The sequence below is a fragment of the Burkholderia sp. 9775_39 genome (assembly GCF_015712225.1).
Lineage (GTDB): Bacteria > Pseudomonadota > Gammaproteobacteria > Burkholderiales > Burkholderiaceae > Burkholderia > Burkholderia cenocepacia.
This window is the reverse complement of sequence record NZ_JACCQC010000004.1, coordinates 57,613-75,345: the sequence shown is the minus strand read 5'-3', so window position 1 is coordinate 75,345 and position 17,733 is coordinate 57,613. Positions and strand designations below refer to the sequence as shown.

13 protein-coding genes are annotated in these 17,733 nt (G+C 68.1%); 7 read left to right on the top strand and 6 right to left on the bottom strand.

Annotation, left to right across the window (positions count from 1 at the left end):
- Window positions 1–54: 54 nt before the first annotated feature.
- The 5 genes from def to H0X90_RS07100 all read right to left on the bottom strand — a co-directional run bounded on the left by def (window position 55) and on the right by H0X90_RS07100 (window position 8,770).
- Complete coding sequence (def, locus tag H0X90_RS07120; RefSeq protein WP_069353284.1) at window positions 55–588, bottom strand: peptide deformylase; 534 nt, start codon at window positions 586–588, stop codon at window positions 55–57.
- A complete protein-coding gene (ligA, locus tag H0X90_RS07115; RefSeq protein WP_059720680.1) occupies window positions 585–2,660 on the bottom strand; it encodes an NAD-dependent DNA ligase LigA in 2,076 nt (691 codons plus the stop codon). The genes def and ligA overlap by 4 nt, the downstream gene beginning before the upstream one ends.
- Before the next feature lie 166 nt (window positions 2,661–2,826).
- Window positions 2,827–4,092 carry a cell division protein ZipA C-terminal FtsZ-binding domain-containing protein gene (locus H0X90_RS07110; RefSeq protein ID WP_077190686.1) on the bottom strand — a complete coding sequence of 422 codons (1,266 nt, stop codon included), beginning with the start codon at window positions 4,090–4,092 and terminating at the stop codon, window positions 2,827–2,829.
- An 85-nt stretch (window positions 4,093–4,177) separates the two neighbouring features.
- The gene (smc, locus tag H0X90_RS07105) at window positions 4,178–7,690 is read right to left on the bottom strand and encodes a chromosome segregation protein SMC (protein ID WP_077190687.1); all 3,513 of its coding nucleotides are present in this window, start codon (window positions 7,688–7,690) and stop codon (window positions 4,178–4,180) included.
- A gap of 138 nt (window positions 7,691–7,828) precedes the next feature.
- A complete protein-coding gene (locus H0X90_RS07100; RefSeq protein WP_006488241.1) occupies window positions 7,829–8,770 on the bottom strand; it encodes a DMT family transporter in 942 nt (313 codons plus the stop codon).
- Window positions 8,771–8,929: 159 nt separating this feature from the next.
- Between H0X90_RS07100 and dapC the strand changes: the two genes are divergently transcribed.
- The 6 genes from dapC to cls all read left to right on the top strand — a co-directional run bounded on the left by dapC (window position 8,930) and on the right by cls (window position 15,114).
- Window positions 8,930–10,162, top strand: coding sequence for a succinyldiaminopimelate transaminase (gene dapC / locus H0X90_RS07095; RefSeq protein ID WP_077190688.1), 1,233 nt, complete (start codon window positions 8,930–8,932; stop codon window positions 10,160–10,162).
- A gap of 45 nt (window positions 10,163–10,207) precedes the next feature.
- On the top strand, window positions 10,208–11,035 hold the full coding sequence (gene dapD / locus H0X90_RS07090) for a 2,3,4,5-tetrahydropyridine-2,6-dicarboxylate N-succinyltransferase (RefSeq protein WP_006478479.1): 828 nt from the start codon (window positions 10,208–10,210) through the stop codon (window positions 11,033–11,035).
- On the top strand, window positions 11,035–11,403 hold the full coding sequence (locus tag H0X90_RS07085) for an ArsC family reductase (RefSeq protein WP_006478478.1): 369 nt from the start codon (window positions 11,035–11,037) through the stop codon (window positions 11,401–11,403). Before dapD ends, H0X90_RS07085 begins: the two co-directional genes overlap by 1 nt.
- A gap of 83 nt (window positions 11,404–11,486) precedes the next feature.
- Window positions 11,487–12,626 (top strand): succinyl-diaminopimelate desuccinylase, encoded by a 1,140-nt coding sequence (gene dapE, locus H0X90_RS07080; protein ID WP_006493370.1) that lies wholly within the window; start codon window positions 11,487–11,489, stop codon window positions 12,624–12,626.
- Between the two features lie 11 nt (window positions 12,627–12,637).
- Window positions 12,638–13,546, top strand: a complete 909-nt coding sequence (gene prmB, locus H0X90_RS07075) for a 50S ribosomal protein L3 N(5)-glutamine methyltransferase (RefSeq protein ID WP_006488226.1) — start codon at window positions 12,638–12,640, stop codon at window positions 13,544–13,546.
- A 128-nt stretch (window positions 13,547–13,674) separates the two neighbouring features.
- A complete protein-coding gene (cls, locus tag H0X90_RS07070; protein WP_006498674.1) occupies window positions 13,675–15,114 on the top strand; it encodes a cardiolipin synthase in 1,440 nt (479 codons plus the stop codon).
- A 61-nt stretch (window positions 15,115–15,175) separates the two neighbouring features.
- Here the strand turns inward: cls and H0X90_RS07065 are convergent, their stop codons facing one another.
- The gene (locus H0X90_RS07065; RefSeq protein WP_006498673.1) at window positions 15,176–15,655 is read right to left on the bottom strand and encodes a glutathione peroxidase; all 480 of its coding nucleotides are present in this window, start codon (window positions 15,653–15,655) and stop codon (window positions 15,176–15,178) included.
- Window positions 15,656–15,791: 136 nt separating this feature from the next.
- Here H0X90_RS07065 and H0X90_RS07060 point away from each other — a divergent pair, with 136 nt between their 5' ends.
- Window positions 15,792–17,723 carry an ATP-binding cassette domain-containing protein gene (locus H0X90_RS07060; protein WP_048989265.1) on the top strand — a complete coding sequence of 644 codons (1,932 nt, stop codon included), beginning with the start codon at window positions 15,792–15,794 and terminating at the stop codon, window positions 17,721–17,723.
- Window positions 17,724–17,733: the final 10 nt, after the last annotated feature.

Sequence of the window (17,733 nt, the reverse complement as noted above, 5' to 3'; positions counted from 1 at the left end):
AATGAAAAAGCCCGCTCGAGCGGGCTTTTTTCTTGTCTGCCGGAAACGGGCCGATCAGTCGTCGTCGGCCGGATCGAGCCCCGGGAACAGCACCTCGGTGAAGCCGAAGCGCGTGAAATCGGTGATCCGCATCGGATACAGCTTGCCGATCAGGTGATCGTATTCGTGCTGGACCACGCGCGCGTGGAACCCCTCGGCGACACGATCGATCTTCTGGCCGAACTGGTCGAAGCCGCTGTAGCGCACCTTCGCGTAGCGGCTGACGACGCCGCGCATCCCCGGCACCGACAGGCAACCTTCCCAGCCCTCTTCCATGTCCGGCGGCATGTACTCGATCTTCGGGTTGATCAGCACGGTTTCGGGCACCGGCGGCGCATCCGGGTAGCGGTTGTTGTTGCCGAAGCCGAAGATGATGATCTGCACCCCGATGCCGATCTGCGGCGCGGCCAGCCCGGCGCCGTTCGCGTGGTGCATCGTCTCGAACATGTCCGCGACGATCTCGTGCAGCTCGGGTGTATCGAACCGCTCGACCGGTTGGGCGACTTCGAGCAGGCGCGGATCGCCCATCTTCAGGATCTCGCGAATCATGGCGTATTACCCTCCAGGAGTTGGTGCAGACCGTCTTCGTCCAGCACGGGGATGCCGAGTTCCTCGGCCTTCGCGAGCTTGCTGCCGGCTTCGGCGCCCGCGACCACGTAATCCGTCTTCTTCGATACCGAGCCGGCCACCTTGGCGCCCGCCGCTTCGAGCATTTCCTTCGCCGCATCGCGCGTCAGATTCGGCAGCGTGCCGGTCAGCACGACCGTCTTGCCGGCGAGCACGCCCTGCGGCGCTTTCGGCGCGGGCGGCCCTTCCGGCCACGTGACCTTGCCCGGCGCGCGCAACTGCTCGATCACCGTCCGGTTGTGCTCTTCCGCGAAGAACTGGTGAATCGACTCGGCGACGATCGGTCCGACGTCGTTCACTTCGAGCAGTTCCTCGATCGACGCGTCCATGATCGGCGTCAGAGAGCCGAAATGCTTCGCGAGATCCTTCGCGGTCGATTCGCCGACATGGCGGATGCCGAGCCCGTAGATGAAGCGCGCGAGCGTCGTGTGCTTCGCCTTCTCGAGCGAATCGAGCAGATTCTGCGCGGACTTCTCCGCGAACCGGTCGAGTTCGGCCAGCGTCGCGAACCCGAGATTGAACAGGTCGGCCGGCGTGCGCACCAGATTCAGTTCGACGAGCTGATCGATGATCTTCTCGCCGAGACCGTCGATGTCGAGCGCGCGGCGTTGCGCGAAATGCCACAGCGCCTGCTTGCGCTGCGCCGGGCAGAACAGCCCGCCGGTGCAGCGCGCGATCGCCTCGTCCGGCAGGCGCTCGATCTTCGAGCCGCACACCGGGCATTCGGTCGGCATCACGAATTCGGCCGCGTCTGCCGGGCGCCGGTCGAGCAGCGCGCCGACCACTTCCGGAATCACGTCGCCCGCGCGGCGCACGATCACGGTGTCGCCGATCCGGATGTCCTTGCGGCGCACTTCGTCCTCGTTGTGCAGCGTCGCGTTGGTCACGGTCGCCCCGCCGACGAACACCGGCTCGAGGCGCGCGACCGGCGTGATCGCGCCGGTGCGGCCGACCTGCACGTCGATCGCGACGAGCTTCGTCAGCGCTTCCTGCGCGGGGAACTTGTGCGCGAGCGCGAAGCGCGGCGCACGCGACACGAAGCCGAGCCGCTCCTGCTCGTCGCGCCGGTTGACCTTGTAGACGACGCCGTCGATGTCGTATGGCAGCGACTCGCGCTTCTCGCCGACCTTGCGGAAGAAGTCGAGCAAACCTTCGGCGCCGTGCACGACCGCGCGCTCGCGGTTCACCGGCAGGCCGAACGCCTCGTACCAGTCGAGCAGCGCGCTGTGCGTGTCGGGCATCGGCATCCCGTCGAGCACGCCGATCCCGTACGCGAAGAACGACAGCGGCCGCTGCGCGGTGATCTTCGAGTCGAGCTGGCGCAGGCTGCCGGCCGCCGCGTTGCGCGGGTTCGCGAATTCGCGCTGCTCGGCCGCGCGCTGGCGTTCGTTCAGGCGTGCGAAATCGCGCTTGAACATCAGCACCTCGCCGCGCACGTCGAGCACGGCCGGCACGTGCTTGCCCTTCAGTTTCAGCGGAATCGAGCGGATCGTGCGCACGTTCTCGGTCACGTCCTCGCCCGTCGTCCCGTCGCCGCGCGTCGCGGCCTGCACGAACACGCCGTGCTCGTAGCGCAGCGAAATCGCCAGGCCGTCGAACTTCAGTTCGCACGCGTATTCCACGGGGTCGGTCACCGAGCCGGCGAGATCGGTCGCCTTGGCGAGCGCATCGGCGACGCGCTTGTCGAACGCGACGATGTCCTCGTCGGCGAAGCCGTTGTTCAGCGACAGCATCGGCGCATCGTGGACGACCGGCGTGAAGCCGCCGGCCGCTTCGCCGCCGACGCGCTGCGTCGGCGAATCGGGCGTCACGAGTTCGGGATGGTCGGTTTCGAGCTGCTGCAGCTCACGGAACAGCCGGTCGTATTCGGCGTCGGGCAGATCCGGCTGGTCGAGCACGTAATAGGCGTAGTTCGCCCGCTCGAGTTGGTCGCGCAGCCACGCGGCGCGCGCGTCGGGCTGGCTGGCTGGCGGTTCGGCTTGGGTTCGGGCCATGCTGGCGGCAGAGTCGTTCTGAAAAAAATCGGATGCCCGATTATCTCAGTTTGACGCCGCAGCGGGGCACGCAATGCGGGCCGGATGACGTGCTGCAGCGCACATGAAACGTGCTCGCCGCAGCGACGAACGACGGTGTCGAATACCGCCGTCCGCGCCCGGCGCGTTACTGGCTGAAGAGGCGGCGCGTGACCGGCGAACCGGCCGGGATGCCCGCTTCCTCGAGCTTCGCGTACAGCTTCATCAGTTGCTGCTCGATCGCGAGCAGCGTCGACTCCGGCAGCGGCCGGCGCGAGTCGTCGACGACGCGTGCGCCGATCCGCTCGGACAGCGACTTCGCGTAATCGCACATCAGCCGGAACGGCAGGATGTCCTCTTCGGCCACCGGCACGTCGAGCACCAGCGTGATCATGTTGCCGCCCTTGTACGTCAGGTCGTCGCGCAGGAAGTTCGTATCGCCGAACTGCAGCATGAACACCGGGTTCTGCTTCGCGTCGAGCTTCACGAAGCGCGTGCCGTCGCGCGACAGCAGCAGCCCGTCCTGCGACGCGACCGCCTGCACGTAGTTCGCGGACCACGGCGCACCGTCCGACATCACGTTGATCGACAGTTGCGCGTCGCACTGCGCGGCAAACGCGTCGAGCTCGCGCGCCATCGCGACCGTTTCCATCATGTCCGGGAATTCCGGCGCGCCGTCGATCGCGTCGGCGAACTGCTGGACGCCCGTCACGAATTCGGAGAATTCGAGCTCGTTCAGTGCGCCGCTGCGGTTCGCAAGCTGCGCGGCCGCGCGCAGCTCTTCGTAGCGCACGCCGTTCTGCAGCAGCTCCCACTGGCCGCCTTCCGGCTTGCCTTCGATGTGCACGGGCTTGCTGCCCGCGCGGCGCAGCCGCTGCGCGACCGGCAGGATCTTGTCGCCCGGCAGCGGGCCGGTGAGGCGGATCGGCACGATGCAGTCGATCCGGCGATCGACGATCGCGGGCGGCGCCGACGAGACCGTCGTCGCGGCCGGCATCACCGGTTCGGTCGGCTCGGCCGCCGCGTCATGCGTGGCGGCGGGCACGGCCTCTTCGCCGGCAGCCGGTTCGCTCGATTCGGCCGACGTGTCGACGCCCGTCGCCTCGGCCTGCAGGTCGGCCGGCGTATCGGCCGGCGCGGCCCCGCCGAACGTCGGCTCGACGCGCGCGGTTTCGGCCGCCGCCGTCGCCGCCGCGACCGGCGCCGCGGGCTCGCGGCGCACCGGCTGACGCACCGGCTCGATGAACGGCAACTCTTCGTCGCGCTCGGGGCGGTTCATCGCCTCGGCCGCTTCTTCCGGCATCGGGCGCGGCATCCTGCGCCGCACTTTCGCGCCCTGCCATGCGTTGTAGACCACGACGCCGCCCACCACGACGGCGCCCGCGCCGATCAAACCGAGTGTCAACTCGTCCATGCACGCTCCATCAGCAATTCTTTTTCGTCGGGACCGCGAACGGGCGCCCATGCGCCGCGCGAACGCGGTCCGGTTTCGTCAAACGTCAATTCTGGGCAAAACCCGCGGCGGTTTCCATGTCCACCGCAACGATCCGCGACACGCCCTGTTCCTGCATCGTCACGCCGATCAGTTGCTGCGCCATTTCCATCGCGATCTTGTTGTGCGAGATGAACAGGAACTGCGTCTTGTCGGACATCGCGCGCACGAGATTCGCGAACCGCTCGGTGTTCGCGTCGTCGAGCGGCGCGTCGACCTCGTCGAGCAGACAGAACGGCGCCGGGTTCAGCTGGAACATCGCGAACACCAGCGCGGTCGCGGTCAGCGCCTTTTCGCCGCCCGACAGCAGGTGAATCGTCGCGTTCTTCTTGCCGGGCGGCTGCGCCATCACCTGCACGCCGGCATCGAGAATCTCGTCGCCCGTCATGATCAGCTTCGCCTGGCCGCCGCCGAACAGGCGCGGGAACAGGTCGCTGAAATGACGATTGACCTCGTCGAAGGTACCCTGCAGCAGCGTGCGGGTTTCCTGGTCGATCTTGTGGATCGCATCCTCAAGCGTCGTGATCGCGTCGATCAGGTCGGCCGATTGCGCGTCGAGGAACACCTTGCGCTCGCTCGCGGCCTTCAGCTCGTCGAGCGCGGCCATGTTCACCGGGCCGAGCGCGTTGATCGCGTTGTTCAGGCGCGTGACTTCGCCCTGCAGGTACGACGGCTTCAGATCCGGCGTGAGCTTCGCGGCCAGCGCGGCCTCGTCGACCTCGGCGGTCGCGAGCTGCTCGGCGAACTGCTCGACGGACAGACGCGCGGCCTGCTCCTTCAGTTGCAGCTCGGTGATGCGGTCGCGCAGCGGCTGCAGCGAACGCTCGGCGACGAGCCGTTGCTCGTCCGACGCGCGCAGCTTCGCGGTCAGGTCGTCGAGCTCGATCCGCGCGGCCTGCAGCGCCTCTTCCTTCACCGCGCGAATCTCGAGCGCGTCCTGCAGGCCGGTGTGCGCGGTCTGCTCGTTGATCGTCTCGAGTTCGGCGCGCGCGTCTTCCAGCGACGCGGCGACGCGCTCGCTCTGTTCGTGCGCCACCTGGATCGTGCGCTTGAGCTCGTCGATCCGGGTCACCGCATTGCGGGCGGCGAAGCGCGCGTCGTTCGCGCCGCGCTCCAGGTCGCGCGCTTCCTGACGCGCCTGCGTCAGCGATTCGTCGAGCGACTCGAACGCGAGCTGGTTGTCCTCGAAACGCGCCTGCAGTTCGGCGAGCTCGCCGTCGAAGCGCTCGAAATTCGCTTCCGACTCCGCGCGCAGCGCACGCTGCTCTTCGATCTGCGCGCCGATTTCCTCGAGCTCCTCGCGGATCTGCGTGCTGCGCTGCGTATAGCGTTCATGCGCCTGCGCGAGCTTCAGCACGTCCATCTGCAGCGCATGCACGCGCTGCGTCGCCCGTTCGGCCTGGGCCCGGACGTCGCCGAGCGCCTGCGTGGCCTGCGTGTGCGCGGCTTCCGCCCGCACGGCGGCCGTGCGCGCCTCGTCGGCGAGCAGCGCCTGCGCCCGCACCTGGCGCGCCAGGTTCTCGATTTCCTGCTGGCGGGCCAGCATCCCGGCCTGCTCCGAATCGGCGGCGTACAGCTGCACGCCGACACGCGTGACGATATGGCCGGCCTTGACGACGAACGCGCCGCCTGCCGGCAGCTGCGTGCGCGTCGCGAGCGCCTGCGCGACGTCGTCGGCGACATAGACGTTGCCGAGCCAGTCGTTCAGCACCGCGCGGATGCCCGCGTCGTCGATGCGCACGAGCGACAGCACCGGCCGCAGCCCGGCCACCGCGGCAGGCGGCTCACCGGCCGCGGGCGGCGCGTAGAACGCGAGCTTCGCGGGCGGCGCATCGCTCTCGAAGGCCTTCACCCAGTCGAGATTCGATACTTCGAGCGCGGCGAGACGCTCGCGCAGCACGGCCTCGAGCGCCGCTTCCCAGCCGGCCTCGACGTGCAGCTTCTTCCACAGACGCGGCAGCGCGCCGAGCTCGTGCTTGTCGAGCCACGGCTGCACCTTGCCTTCGGTCTGCACGTTCTCCTGCAGTTGCTTCAGCGCGGCGAGGCGCGCTTCGAGCTGGTGGATCTGCGCGGCTTCAGCCTGCACGCGCTCCTGCGCGGCGCGGCGTTCACCGTCGAGACGCGGCACCGTTTCCTGCGCGTCCGCCAGGCGCGCCTGGGCTTCCGCGAGGATCTCTTCCTGTTCGGCCAGCTGCATGCGCAGCTCTTCGAGTTGCGTCTCGTCCGGCGCGTCGAGCCCGCCCGCTTCGCTCTTCAGGCGCTCGTGGCGCTGCTGAAGCTGCTGGAGCTGCTGGTCGGCGTTGCGCTGATGCGCGGCTTCGAGCTTCAGCGACTGCTCGGTCTGCGCGATCCGCGCGCGCTCGTCGTTGAGCTGCGCCTGCGCGTCGCGCCACTTCGCTTCGAGCGCCGGCAGCGCATCGTGCTTCGCGGCCGCGTTGTCCTCGGCGAGCGCGGCCTTTTCGTCGGCCATCGCGCGCGCCTCTTCGGCTTCCTCGAGCTCGTCCTGCGACTTCTCGGCCTGCGCGCGCCACTGCTCGCGCTGCGCGTTGAGGGCGGCGATCTGCGCCTGCACGCGGTTGCGCGATTCGACGATGAACTTGATCTCGGCTTCGAGGCGGCTCACCTCGGCATTCGCCTCGTAGAGCGCACCCTGCGCGCCCTGCATCGCGTCGCTCGCCGAGTAATGCGCGACGCGCAGCGTCTCGAGCTGCGCCTCGACTTCGCGCAGCTTCGCCGTCTGCGCCTCGAGGTCGATCTGCGCCTGTTCGATCGCGCGCTGCTGCTTCTGCTGCTCGCCGGCCGCCTCGTTCTTGCGCAGCAGCCACAAGAGGCGCTGCTTCTCCTCGCCGTCGGCGACGAGTTCCTTGTACTTGGTCGCGACCACCGCCTGCGCCTCGAGCTTCTCGAGGTTCGCGCCGAGTTCGCGCACGATGTCCTCGACGCGCGTCAGGTTCTCGCGCGTGTCGTGCAGGCGGTTCTCGGTTTCGCGGCGGCGTTCCTTGTACTTCGACACGCCGGCGGCCTCCTCGAGGAACACGCGCAGCTCTTCGGGCTTCGCCTCGATGATCCGCGCGATCATGCCCTGCCCGATGATCGCGTACGCACGCGGGCCGAGGCCGGTGCCGAGGAAGATGTCCTGGATGTCGCGGCGGCGCGCCGGCAGGTTGTTGATGTAGTAGCTCGACGTGCCGTCGCGCGTCAGCACGCGCTTGACGGCGATCTCGCCGTACTGGCCCCACTGCCCGGCCGCGCGGCCGTCGGAGTTGTCGAAGATCAGTTCGACGCTGGCCCGGCTGCCGGGCTTGCGGGCGGTCGAACCGTTGAAGATCACGTCCTGCATCGATTCGCCGCGCAGCTCGGACGCGCGCGACTCGCCGAGCACCCAGCGCACGGCATCGATGATGTTGGACTTGCCGCATCCGTTCGGGCCGACCACGCCGACGAGCTGGCCCGGAACCTGGAAATGCGTGGGATCGACGAAGGATTTGAAGCCAGCGAGTTTGATCGAGCTCAGACGCACGGCGGTATCGGATGTGAAGAAGGTGTGAAACGGACGGGGCCGCACGGCGCGGGGCCGGAGAGCCCCTGCGCGCCACGCGCCCCGGAATTCAAAAACGGGGCCGCGCGCATCCCGCGTTGGCCCCGCAAACGGCTTCCATCATACCATCGCGCGTGCGCCGTCCCGACCGTCGCCGGGTTTGCCCGGTGCCGGCGCGGCACGATGGACCCGGCTCGACAGCAGCGTCGCCAGCACGATGCACGCGCCGCCCGCCCACTCGCGCGCGGTCGGCAACTCGTTCGCGAACACCCACGCCGACAGCGCGGTGATCACGATCTCGAACAGCATGATGATCGACGCGCGGTTCGCCGGCACGCGCGCGAGGCCGTACTGGACGAGCAGGTTGTTCGACGCCATCGTCACGCCGATCGCGGCGATGATCAGCGCGGCCACGCCGAGCTGGCCGCTCGCCGGCACGGCCGGCAGCCCTTCGAACAGCGACGCGATCGCGCCGAACACCGCCGCGCCGCCGAACAGCGTCGCGGTGCGCATTTCCGCGCGCATCTCGGGCAGCTCGCGGCTCGCCTTGATCACGAGCACGTTGCTCATCGCGAAGCTCAGCCCGGCGGCGAGACCGGCCCATTCGGCCGGGTTGGCCGGCAGCGGCAAGCCGAGCTTCGGCGACCACAGCATCAGCATCGCGCCGCCGATCGACAGCGCCGCCAGCCCCGCGCCGGCCCAGGTCAGCCGTTCGCGCAGCAGGAAGTGCGCGTAGATCGCGGTCCAGGCCGGGGTCAGGTAGAACAGCAGCATCACCCGCAGCACCTCGCCGTGGATCGTGCCCCATACGAACCCGAGGTTCGTCACGCCGGCCGTCACCGCGATGCCCGGCAGCACCCAGTGCCAGCGCAGCGTCGCGATCGTGCGGTGGCGCGCGACGATCACGAACAGGAACGCGACGAGGCTCGTCAGCGCGCTCGCCAGCGTGCCCGTCACGCCGAGCGACGCGAGGATCCGCAGCGGATACCAGATCAGGCCCCATACCGACGCGCCGATCAGGATGGCCAGCGTCGGCAGACTGCCGCGTACCGCGTTGTTCATTTGGTTCGATACCCTTTATTCGACCGGCCCGGCCGCCGTTCCGGCAGGCCGTGACCGCATTCCGTCACGCTATAATCGTCCGCTGCGACCCGCGCGCCCGACGCGCCCGTTCGCAGCCGCGCGGCGCGCCCGCCGCTTCTTTCGCTCCAACCGGCCGCGATGGCCGCTTCGCCCGTGAACCCTCGACTCGACTCGCTCCAGCCCTATCCCTTCGAAAAGCTGCGCGCCCTGTTCAAGGACGTGACGCCTTCCGGCGACCTCAAACCGATCAGCTTCGGCATCGGCGAGCCCAAACACGCGACGCCGGCGCTGATCCGCGACGCCGTGGTGGCCGCGCTCGACGGCCTCGCGTCGTACCCGGCCACCGCCGGCTCGGACGCGCTGCGCACGTCGATCGCGCACTGGCTCGAGCGCCGCTACGGGCTGCCGGCGGTCGATCCGGCCACGCAGGTGCTGCCGGTGTCGGGCTCCCGAGAGGCGCTGTTCTCGCTCGCGCAGACGGTGATCGACACGCGCCCGGCCGCGGACGGCAAGAAGGCGATCGTACTCTGTCCGAATCCTTTCTATCAAATTTACGAAGGCGCGGCGCTGCTGGCCGGCGCCGAACCCTATTTCGCGAACAGCGACCCGGCCCGCAACTTCGCGTGCGACTACGCGGCCGTGCCCGATGAAGTCTGGGCGCGCACGCAGCTGCTGTACGTGTGCTCGCCCGGCAACCCGACGGGCGCCGTGCTGACGCTCGACGACTGGCGCGAGCTGTTCGCGCTGTCCGACCGCCACGGTTTCGTGATCGCGTCCGACGAGTGCTATTCGGAAATCTATTTCGATGAAGCGGCGCCGCCGCTTGGCGGCCTCGAGGCCGCGCACCGCCTCGGCCGCGGCTTCGAGCGGCTCGTGATGCTGTCGAGCCTGTCGAAGCGCTCGAACGTGCCGGGCATGCGTTCGGGCTTCGTCGCCGGCGACGCCGCGCTGCTGAAGCAATTCCTGCTGTACCGCACGTACCACGGCGCCGCGCTGTCGCCCGTCTGGCAGCACGCGAGCATCGCCGCGTGGAACGACGAGGCGCACGTGCGCGAGAACCGCGCGCTGTACCTGCAGAAATTCAATACGGTCACACCGATGCTCGCCGACGTGATCGACGTGAAGCTGCCCGACGCCGCGTTCTACCTGTGGGCCAACGTGTCGCGCACCGGCCTGTCGGACACCGAGTTCGCCCGCCGCCTGTACGCCGACTATAATGTGACGGTTCTGCCCGGCTCGTACCTGGCGCGCGATGCGCACGGCACGAACCCGGGCCGCGATTTCATCCGGATCGCGCTCGTCGCGGGCACCCCCGAATGCGTCGAGGGCGCGCAACGCATCGTCGATTTCTGCCGCGCTCTCGCGCGGTAAGACGTCCATCCCGATCAATTCCATCCATCTCCTGCGAAAACGAACATGTCGCAACAACTTCAGCAAATCATCGATACCGCCTGGGAAAACCGCGCCGAGCTGTCGCCGAAGGCCGCGCCCGCCGACGTCCGCGAAGCCGTCGCTCACGCGATCGAGCAACTCGACAAGGGTGCACTGCGCGTCGCCGAGAAAATCGACGGCAACTGGACGGTCCACCAGTGGCTGAAGAAGGCCGTGCTGCTGTCGTTCCGCCTGGAGGACAACGCGCCGATGCCGGCCGGCGGCTACTCGCAGTTCTACGACAAGGTGCCGTCGAAGTTCGCGAACTACACGGCCGAAGACTTCGCCGCGGGCGGCTTCCGCGTCGTCCCGCCGGCCATCGCGCGCCGCGGCTCGTTCATCGCGAAGAACGTCGTGCTGATGCCGTCGTACACCAACATCGGCGCGTACGTCGACGAGGGCACGATGGTCGACACGTGGGCCACGGTCGGTTCGTGCGCGCAGATCGGCAAGAACGTGCACCTGTCGGGCGGCGTCGGCATCGGCGGCGTGCTCGAGCCGCTGCAGGCGAACCCGGTCATCATCGAGGACAACTGCTTCATCGGCGCGCGCTCGGAAGTCGTCGAAGGCGTGATCGTCGAGGAAAACTCGGTGATCTCGATGGGCGTGTACCTCGGCCAGAGCACGAAGATCTACGATCGCGAGACGGGCGAAGTCAGCTACGGCCGCATCCCGGCCGGCTCGGTCGTCGTCGCCGGCAACCTGCCGTCGAAGGACGGCTCGCACAGCCTGTACTGCGCGGTGATCGTCAAGAAGGTCGACGCGAAGACGCGTGCGAAGGTCGGCCTGAACGAGCTGCTGCGAGGCGACTGATGGCGAAGCCGCACACCGTGGTCGTCTACGGCATTCCGAACTGCGACACCGTGAAGAAGGCCCGCGTGTGGCTCGACGATCACGGCGTCGAATTCGAGTTCCACGATTTCAAGAAGCTCGGCGTCAGCGCGCCACTGATCGAAGACTGGCTGAAGGACGTGTCGCTCGACGCGCTCGTGAACAAGCGCGGCACCACGTGGCGCGGCCTGGACGACGCGATGAAGGCGGCTGCCGAAACGAAGACCGGCGCGGTCGCACTGATGATCCACAAGCCGTCGGTCATCAAGCGCCCCGTGCTCGTCGTCAACGGCCGCGTGAAATCGCTCGGCTTCGTGGCCGATCAATACGCGGCGCTGTTTGCCGCATAGGGTTGCCCGCGCTGCGCCCACGGGCGCCGCCCTGTCGCTGCCGGCCACCGCGCCGGCATTTTTTATCGAAAGTGGTCCGAACCATGTCCGCCACCCTAGCCCTTACCGAACAGCTGATCGCCCGCGCGTCCGTGACGCCCGACGACCAGCACTGCCAGCAGATCATGACCGAGCGCCTCGCCGCGCTCGGCTTCGAATGCGAGACCATCGCGTCGCACGGCGTGACCAACCTGTGGGCCGTCAAGCGCGGCACCGATGGCCGCGACGGCAAGCTGCTCGCGTTCGCGGGCCACACCGACGTCGTGCCGACCGGCCCGCTCGAACAGTGGACCTCGCCGCCGTTCATCCCCGCCCATCGCGACGGCAAGCTGTACGGCCGCGGCGCGGCCGACATGAAGACGTCGCTCGCGGCGTTCGTCGTCGCGTCCGAGGAATTCGTCGCGGCCCATCCCGACCATCGCGGCGCGATCGCGTTCCTGATCACGAGCGACGAGGAAGGCCCGGCCACCGACGGCACCGTGAAGGTCGTCGAACTGCTGCAGGCACGCGGCGAACGCCTCGACTACTGCATCGTCGGCGAGCCGACGTCGACCACCGAGCTTGGCGACGTCGTCAAGAACGGCCGCCGCGGGTCGATGTCCGGCGAACTGGTCGTCAAGGGCGTGCAGGGCCACATCGCGTATCCGCACCTCGCGAAGAACCCGATCCACCTGCTCGCGCCGGCGCTCGCCGAGCTCGCCGCCGAGCAATGGGACGCCGGCAACGAATACTTCCCGCCGACCACCTGGCAGGTGTCGAACCTGCACGCCGGCACCGGCGCGACCAACGTGATCCCCGGCCACGCCGACCTGCTGTTCAACTTCCGCTTCTCGACCGCGAGCACCGTCGAAGGCCTGCAGGCCCGCGTGCACGCGATCCTCGACAAGCACGGCCTCGAATACACGCTGAAGTGGTCGGTGAGCGGCCTGCCGTTCCTCACGCCGCGCGGCGAACTGTCGGGCGCGCTGGAACACGCGATCCGCACCGAAACCGGCATCACGACCGAGCTGTCGACGACGGGCGGCACGTCGGACGGCCGCTTCATCGCGCGCATCTGCCCGCAGGTGATCGAATTCGGCCCGCCGAACGGCAGCATCCACAAGATCGACGAGCACATCGAGGTGCGCTTCGTCGACCCGCTGAAGAACGTGTACCGACGCGTGCTCGAACAACTGATCGCCTGACGGAGCCTCGCATGACGACACCTTTTGCCACAGTCCGCGACCTGCTGCGCTACGCGGTCACGCGCTTCTCGAAAGCGAAGCTCGCGTTCGGCCACGGTTCCGACAACGCGTACGACGAAGCGGCCTACCTCGTGCTGCATACGCTCGATTTGCCGCTCGACACGCTCGAGCCGTTCCTCGACGCGCGCCTGTTGCCCGACGAAATCGCGGCCGTGCTCGCGGTGATCGAACGACGCGCGACCGACCGCGTGCCGGCCGCGTACCTCACGCATGAAGCGTGGATGCACGGCCACCGCTTCTATGTCGACGAACGCGTGATCGTGCCGCGCTCGTTCATCGGTGAACTGCTCGACGACGGACTGCAACCGTATGTCGCCGACCCCGAGCAGGTCGGCGCGGTGCTCGAACTGTGCACCGGCTCCGGCTGCCTCGCGATCCTCGCGGCGAGCGCGTTCCCGAACGCCGAGATCGACGCGGTCGACCTGTCGGACAAGGCGCTCGAAGTCGCGGCAATCAACGTGCGCGACTACGGCCTCGAAGACCGCATCGGGCTGCATCGCGGCGACCTGTACGCACCGTTGCCCGCGTTCCGCACCGACCCCGACTCGCGCTACGACGTGATCCTGACGAACCCGCCGTACGTGAACGCCGCGTCGATGGCCGCGCTGCCGCCCGAATACCGGCACGAGCCGGAGATGGCGCTCGCCGGCGGCGACGACGGGATGGACATCGTGCGACGTATCGTCGCCGAAGCGCACCGCTGGCTGCATGACGACGGCGTGCTCGTCGTCGAGATCGGCAACGAGCGCGAGCACGTCGAAGCGGCATTCGGCGGTCTCGAGCTCACGTGGCTGCCCACCAGCGCGGGCGACGACGCCGTGTTCCTGATCCAGGCGTCGGACCTGCCGCGCAAGGCCTGAGCGTTCCCCGCCCGCCGTGCGGCGCACCACTGCGTTGCACGGTTGGGTAAGATGCGCGTAGGCGGCCGCCCGGCCGCACGACCTGCGGAATCCCCTCGGGAGTCCGCTCGGGAGTCCTTTACGCGCCCATGACCCTCGACTGGCTACATCTCGGCACCCTGATCCTGACCGTCCACGTGCTCGGGATCGTCGCGGCGTGCCACGCAATCATGAACACGCGTACGTCGCAAGGCGCGATCGCGTGGGCCGTCTCGCTCACGGCCATGCCGTACCTGACGCTCGTCCCGTACCTGTTCCTCGGCCGCAGCAAATTCTCCGGCTACGTCGACGCCCGGCGCCACGAGCTGGAAATGTTGCGCACGCACACACCGCGCTCGCCGTGGCGCACCAGCGACGCGACCGACGGGCCCGCCGCCGACGCACTCGGCCAGGCTGCCGTACTCGCGCTCACGCGGCTCGGCGGCATGCCGTTCCTCGGGGGCAATTCGGTGCGCACGCTCGTGAACGGCGACGCGACGTTCTCCGCCATCCTGTCGGCGATCGACGCCGCGCGCGACTACGTGCTCGTCCAGTTCTTCATCGTGCGCGACGATGCGCTCGGCCGGATGATGCGCGATGCGCTGCTTGCTCGCGCGGCGGCCGGCGTGCGCTGCTGCCTGCTGTACGACAGCATCGGCAGCTTCGACCTGCCGCACAGCTACGTCGACGCATTGCGCCGGGGCGGCGTCGAGGTCCATCCGTTCGCGACCAACCGGAAATTCGTCAACCGCTTCCAGCTGAACTTCCGCAACCATCGCAAGATCGTCGTCGTCGACGGCAATCGCGCGTTCGTCGGCGGCCACAACGTCGGTGTCGAATATCTCGGCGCGAAGCCGCGCCTGTCGCCATGGCGCGACACCCACATCGAGATACGCGGCCCCGTGGTGGCGAGCATCCAGTACGTGTTCGCCGAAGACTGGCACTGGGCGACGCAGAAGCTGCCGCCGATCGCGCTACCGCCGCCCGCGCAGCCCGGCGACGGCATGCACTGCCTCGCGGTGCCGATGGGGCCGGCCGACAAGCAGGAAACCGGCTCGCTGTTCTTCGTCGAATCGATCAATGCCGCCCGCGAGCGGGTCTGGATCACCACGCCGTACCTGGTTCCGGACGAAGCCGTGGTTTCCGCGCTGAAGCTCGCCGTGATGCGCGGCGTCGACGTGCGCATCCTGATCCCGAGCCGGCGCGATCACTACGTCGTGTTCGAGGCGTCGAAGCTTTACGCGCGCGATCTCGTCGATGCCGGCGTGAAGGTGTTCCGCTACCGGCCCGGCTTCCTGCACCAGAAAGTCGTGCTGATCGACCGCATCGCGGCGGCGATCGGCAGCGCGAATCTCGACAACCGCTCGTTCCGCCTCAATTTCGAGGTCATGGTCATGACCGTCGACCGCGCGTTCGCCCACGAAGTGGAGGCGATGCTCGATGCCGACTTCGCGCAGGCCTACGAGGTCGATGCGGACGAATACCGGCAGTCGCCCGCCTGGCGGCGCATCGCGATGCACGTCGCGCGGCTGTTCGCGCCGATCCTTTGACGGCCAGCGCGAGCCGCCCCCGCACGATCCGCACCGGCGCGGCGCACGCCGCCCTGCGCCGTCACAGCAGCTTGTCGATGTCCGCGGCGATTTCGTCGGGCTTGGTGGACGGCGCGTAGCGCTTGACGATCCGCCCTTCGCGGTCGATCAGGAATTTCGTGAAATTCCACTTGATCGCCTTGAGGCCGAGAATGCCGGGCGCCGCGTCGGTCAGATAACGATACAGCGGATGCGCATGGTCGCCCTTCACGTCGATCTTCGCGAACATCGGAAACGTGACGCCGTAGTTGCGTTCGCAGAACGCGCCGATCTGCGCGGCGTCCCCCGGCTCCTGCTTGCCGAACTGGTTGCACGGAAAGCCGAGCACGAAGAAACCGCGCGCCGCGTATTGGTCGTACAGCTTCTGCAGACCCGCGTACTGCGGCGTGAAACCGCACTCGCTCGCGGTATTGACGATCAGCAGCACCTTGCCGCGATACGCGTCGAGCGATACCGGCGCACCGGCGAGCGTCTCTGCGCTGAACGAATACAGGGTGGACATCGGGCACTCCTTTTACGAAACCGGATCGACGTGGAGTCTAGGCGAAATTGCGCCGTTGCGGCATCCGCCGGACGGCCGATGCCCGGCGCGACCGGCGCGCGGTCTAGAATAGCGGTTTTGGCCAGCCATTTCCGCCGTGATCCGTTTCAATCAGTTCAGCCTTGCGCGCGGCACGAAGCCGCTGTTCGAGTCGACCTCGTTCGTGCTCAATCCCGGCGAGAAAGCCGGCCTGATCGGCGCGAACGGCGCCGGCAAGTCGACGCTGTTTTCCGTCCTGCGCGGCGAGCTGCACTCGGACGCCGGCGATTTCTCGATGCCGCCGTCGTGGCGGATCGCCCACGTGTCGCAGGAAACGCCCGCGGTCGACCGCTCGGCGCTCGACTACACGCTCGACGGCGATACCGCGCTGCGCGAGATCGAGGCCCGCATCGCCGCCGCATCGGCCGCGCATGACGGCGCCGCCGAAGCCGACGCGCACGCGGCGTTCGCCGATGCCGACGGCTACACCGCGCCGGCCCGCGCCGAAGCGCTGCTGCTCGGCCTCGGCTTCACGCTCGCGCAGACGCGCGAATCCGTCGCGAGCTTCTCCGGCGGCTGGCGCATGCGGCTGAACCTCGCGCAGGCGCTGATGTGCCGCTCCGACCTGCTGCTGCTCGACGAACCGACGAACCACCTCGACCTCGACGCGATCGTCTGGCTCGAAGACTGGCTGCATCGCTACCCCGGCACGCTCGTCGTGATTTCACACGACCGCGAATTCCTCGATTCGATCTGCAACGTCACGCTGCATCTGGAAAACCGCCAGGTGAAGCGCTACGGCGGCAACTACTCGCAGTTCGAAGTGCTGCGCGCGCAGCAACTGGCGCTGCAGCAAAGCGCGTACGAAAAGCAGCAGAAGACGATCGAGCACCTGCAGAGCTTCGTCGACCGCTTCAAGGCCAAGGCGACCAAGGCCAAGCAGGCGCAAAGCCGGATGAAGGCGCTCGAGAAGATGGAGCTGATCGCGCCCGCGCACATCGCGTCGCCGTTCACGTTCGAATTCCGCACGCCCGATGCCGCGCCGAACCCGATGATGGTGATGGAAGACGTCCGCTGCGGCTACCATGCCGACGACGGAACGGACATCCCGATCGTCGAGCGCGTCGCGCTGTCGATCCAGAACGGCCAGCGCATCGGCCTGTTGGGCGCGAACGGCCAGGGCAAGTCGACGCTGATCAAGACGCTGGCCGGCACGCTCGCACCGCTGTCGGGGCACGTGCGCGACGGCAAGGGGCTGACGATCGGCTATTTCGCGCAGCACCAGCTCGAAACGCTGCGCGAGGACGACTCGCCGCTCGCGCATCTGGCGCGGCTCGCGCCCGACACGCGCGAGCAGGAATTGCGCGACTTCCTCGGCGGCTTCAATTTCTCGGGCGACATGGCGACGAGCCCGGTCGGGCCGTTCTCGGGCGGCGAAAAAGCCCGCCTCGCGCTGGCGCTGATCATCTGGCAGAAGCCGAACCTGCTGCTGCTCGACGAACCGACGAACCACCTCGACCTCGAAACGCGCCACGCACTGACGATGGCGCTCGCGCAGTTCGAAGGCACGCTGATCCTCGTGTCGCACGATCGCCACCTGCTGCGCGCGACGACCGACCAGTTCATGCTGGTCGCGAAGCACCGGCTGCAGCCGTTCGACGGCGACCTCGACGACTACCGCGACTGGCTGCTGCAGCACGCGGCCGAGCAGCGCGCGGCCGCCAAGGCCGACAGCGCGGCCGCCGCGGGCGCCGATCCGGGCGTCAACCGCAAGGATCAGAAACGCCAGGCGGCCGAGGAACGCCAGCGGCTGTCGCAGCTGAAGAAGCCGCTGCAGAACCGCATCACGAAGCTCGAAAAGGAAATGGAAACGCTGCACGCGGAGAAGGCGCGCCTCGATGCGTTCGTCGCCGATCCGGCCAGCTACGAGGCCGCGCGCAAGACGGAGCTGACCGAGGCGATTCGCAAGCTCGGCGAGGTCAACACCCGGCTCGAGACGGTCGAGGCGGACTGGCTCGCCGTGCAGGAAGAACTCGAGCAGATCGGCTGAGCGCGGCCGC

Bases quoted from the DNA above. Each gene is read 5' to 3' on its own strand.
- def (WP_069353284.1), bottom strand. From the start codon at position 588: ATGATTCGCGAGATCCTGAAGATGGGCGATCCGCGCCTGCTCGAAGTC.
- ligA (WP_059720680.1), bottom strand. From the start codon at position 2,660: ATGGCCCGAACCCAAGCCGAACCGCCAGCCAGCCAGCCCGACGCGCGC.
- H0X90_RS07110 (WP_077190686.1), bottom strand. From the start codon at position 4,092: ATGGACGAGTTGACACTCGGTTTGATCGGCGCGGGCGCCGTCGTGGTG.
- H0X90_RS07100 (WP_006488241.1), bottom strand. From the start codon at position 8,770: ATGAACAACGCGGTACGCGGCAGTCTGCCGACGCTGGCCATCCTGATC.
- dapC (WP_077190688.1), top strand. From the start codon at position 8,930: ATGGCCGCTTCGCCCGTGAACCCTCGACTCGACTCGCTCCAGCCCTAT.
- dapD (WP_006478479.1), top strand. From the start codon at position 10,208: ATGTCGCAACAACTTCAGCAAATCATCGATACCGCCTGGGAAAACCGC.
- H0X90_RS07085 (WP_006478478.1), top strand. From the start codon at position 11,035: ATGGCGAAGCCGCACACCGTGGTCGTCTACGGCATTCCGAACTGCGAC.
- dapE (WP_006493370.1), top strand. From the start codon at position 11,487: ATGTCCGCCACCCTAGCCCTTACCGAACAGCTGATCGCCCGCGCGTCC.
- prmB (WP_006488226.1), top strand. From the start codon at position 12,638: ATGACGACACCTTTTGCCACAGTCCGCGACCTGCTGCGCTACGCGGTC.
- cls (WP_006498674.1), top strand. From the start codon at position 13,675: ATGACCCTCGACTGGCTACATCTCGGCACCCTGATCCTGACCGTCCAC.
- H0X90_RS07065 (WP_006498673.1), bottom strand. From the start codon at position 15,655: ATGTCCACCCTGTATTCGTTCAGCGCAGAGACGCTCGCCGGTGCGCCG.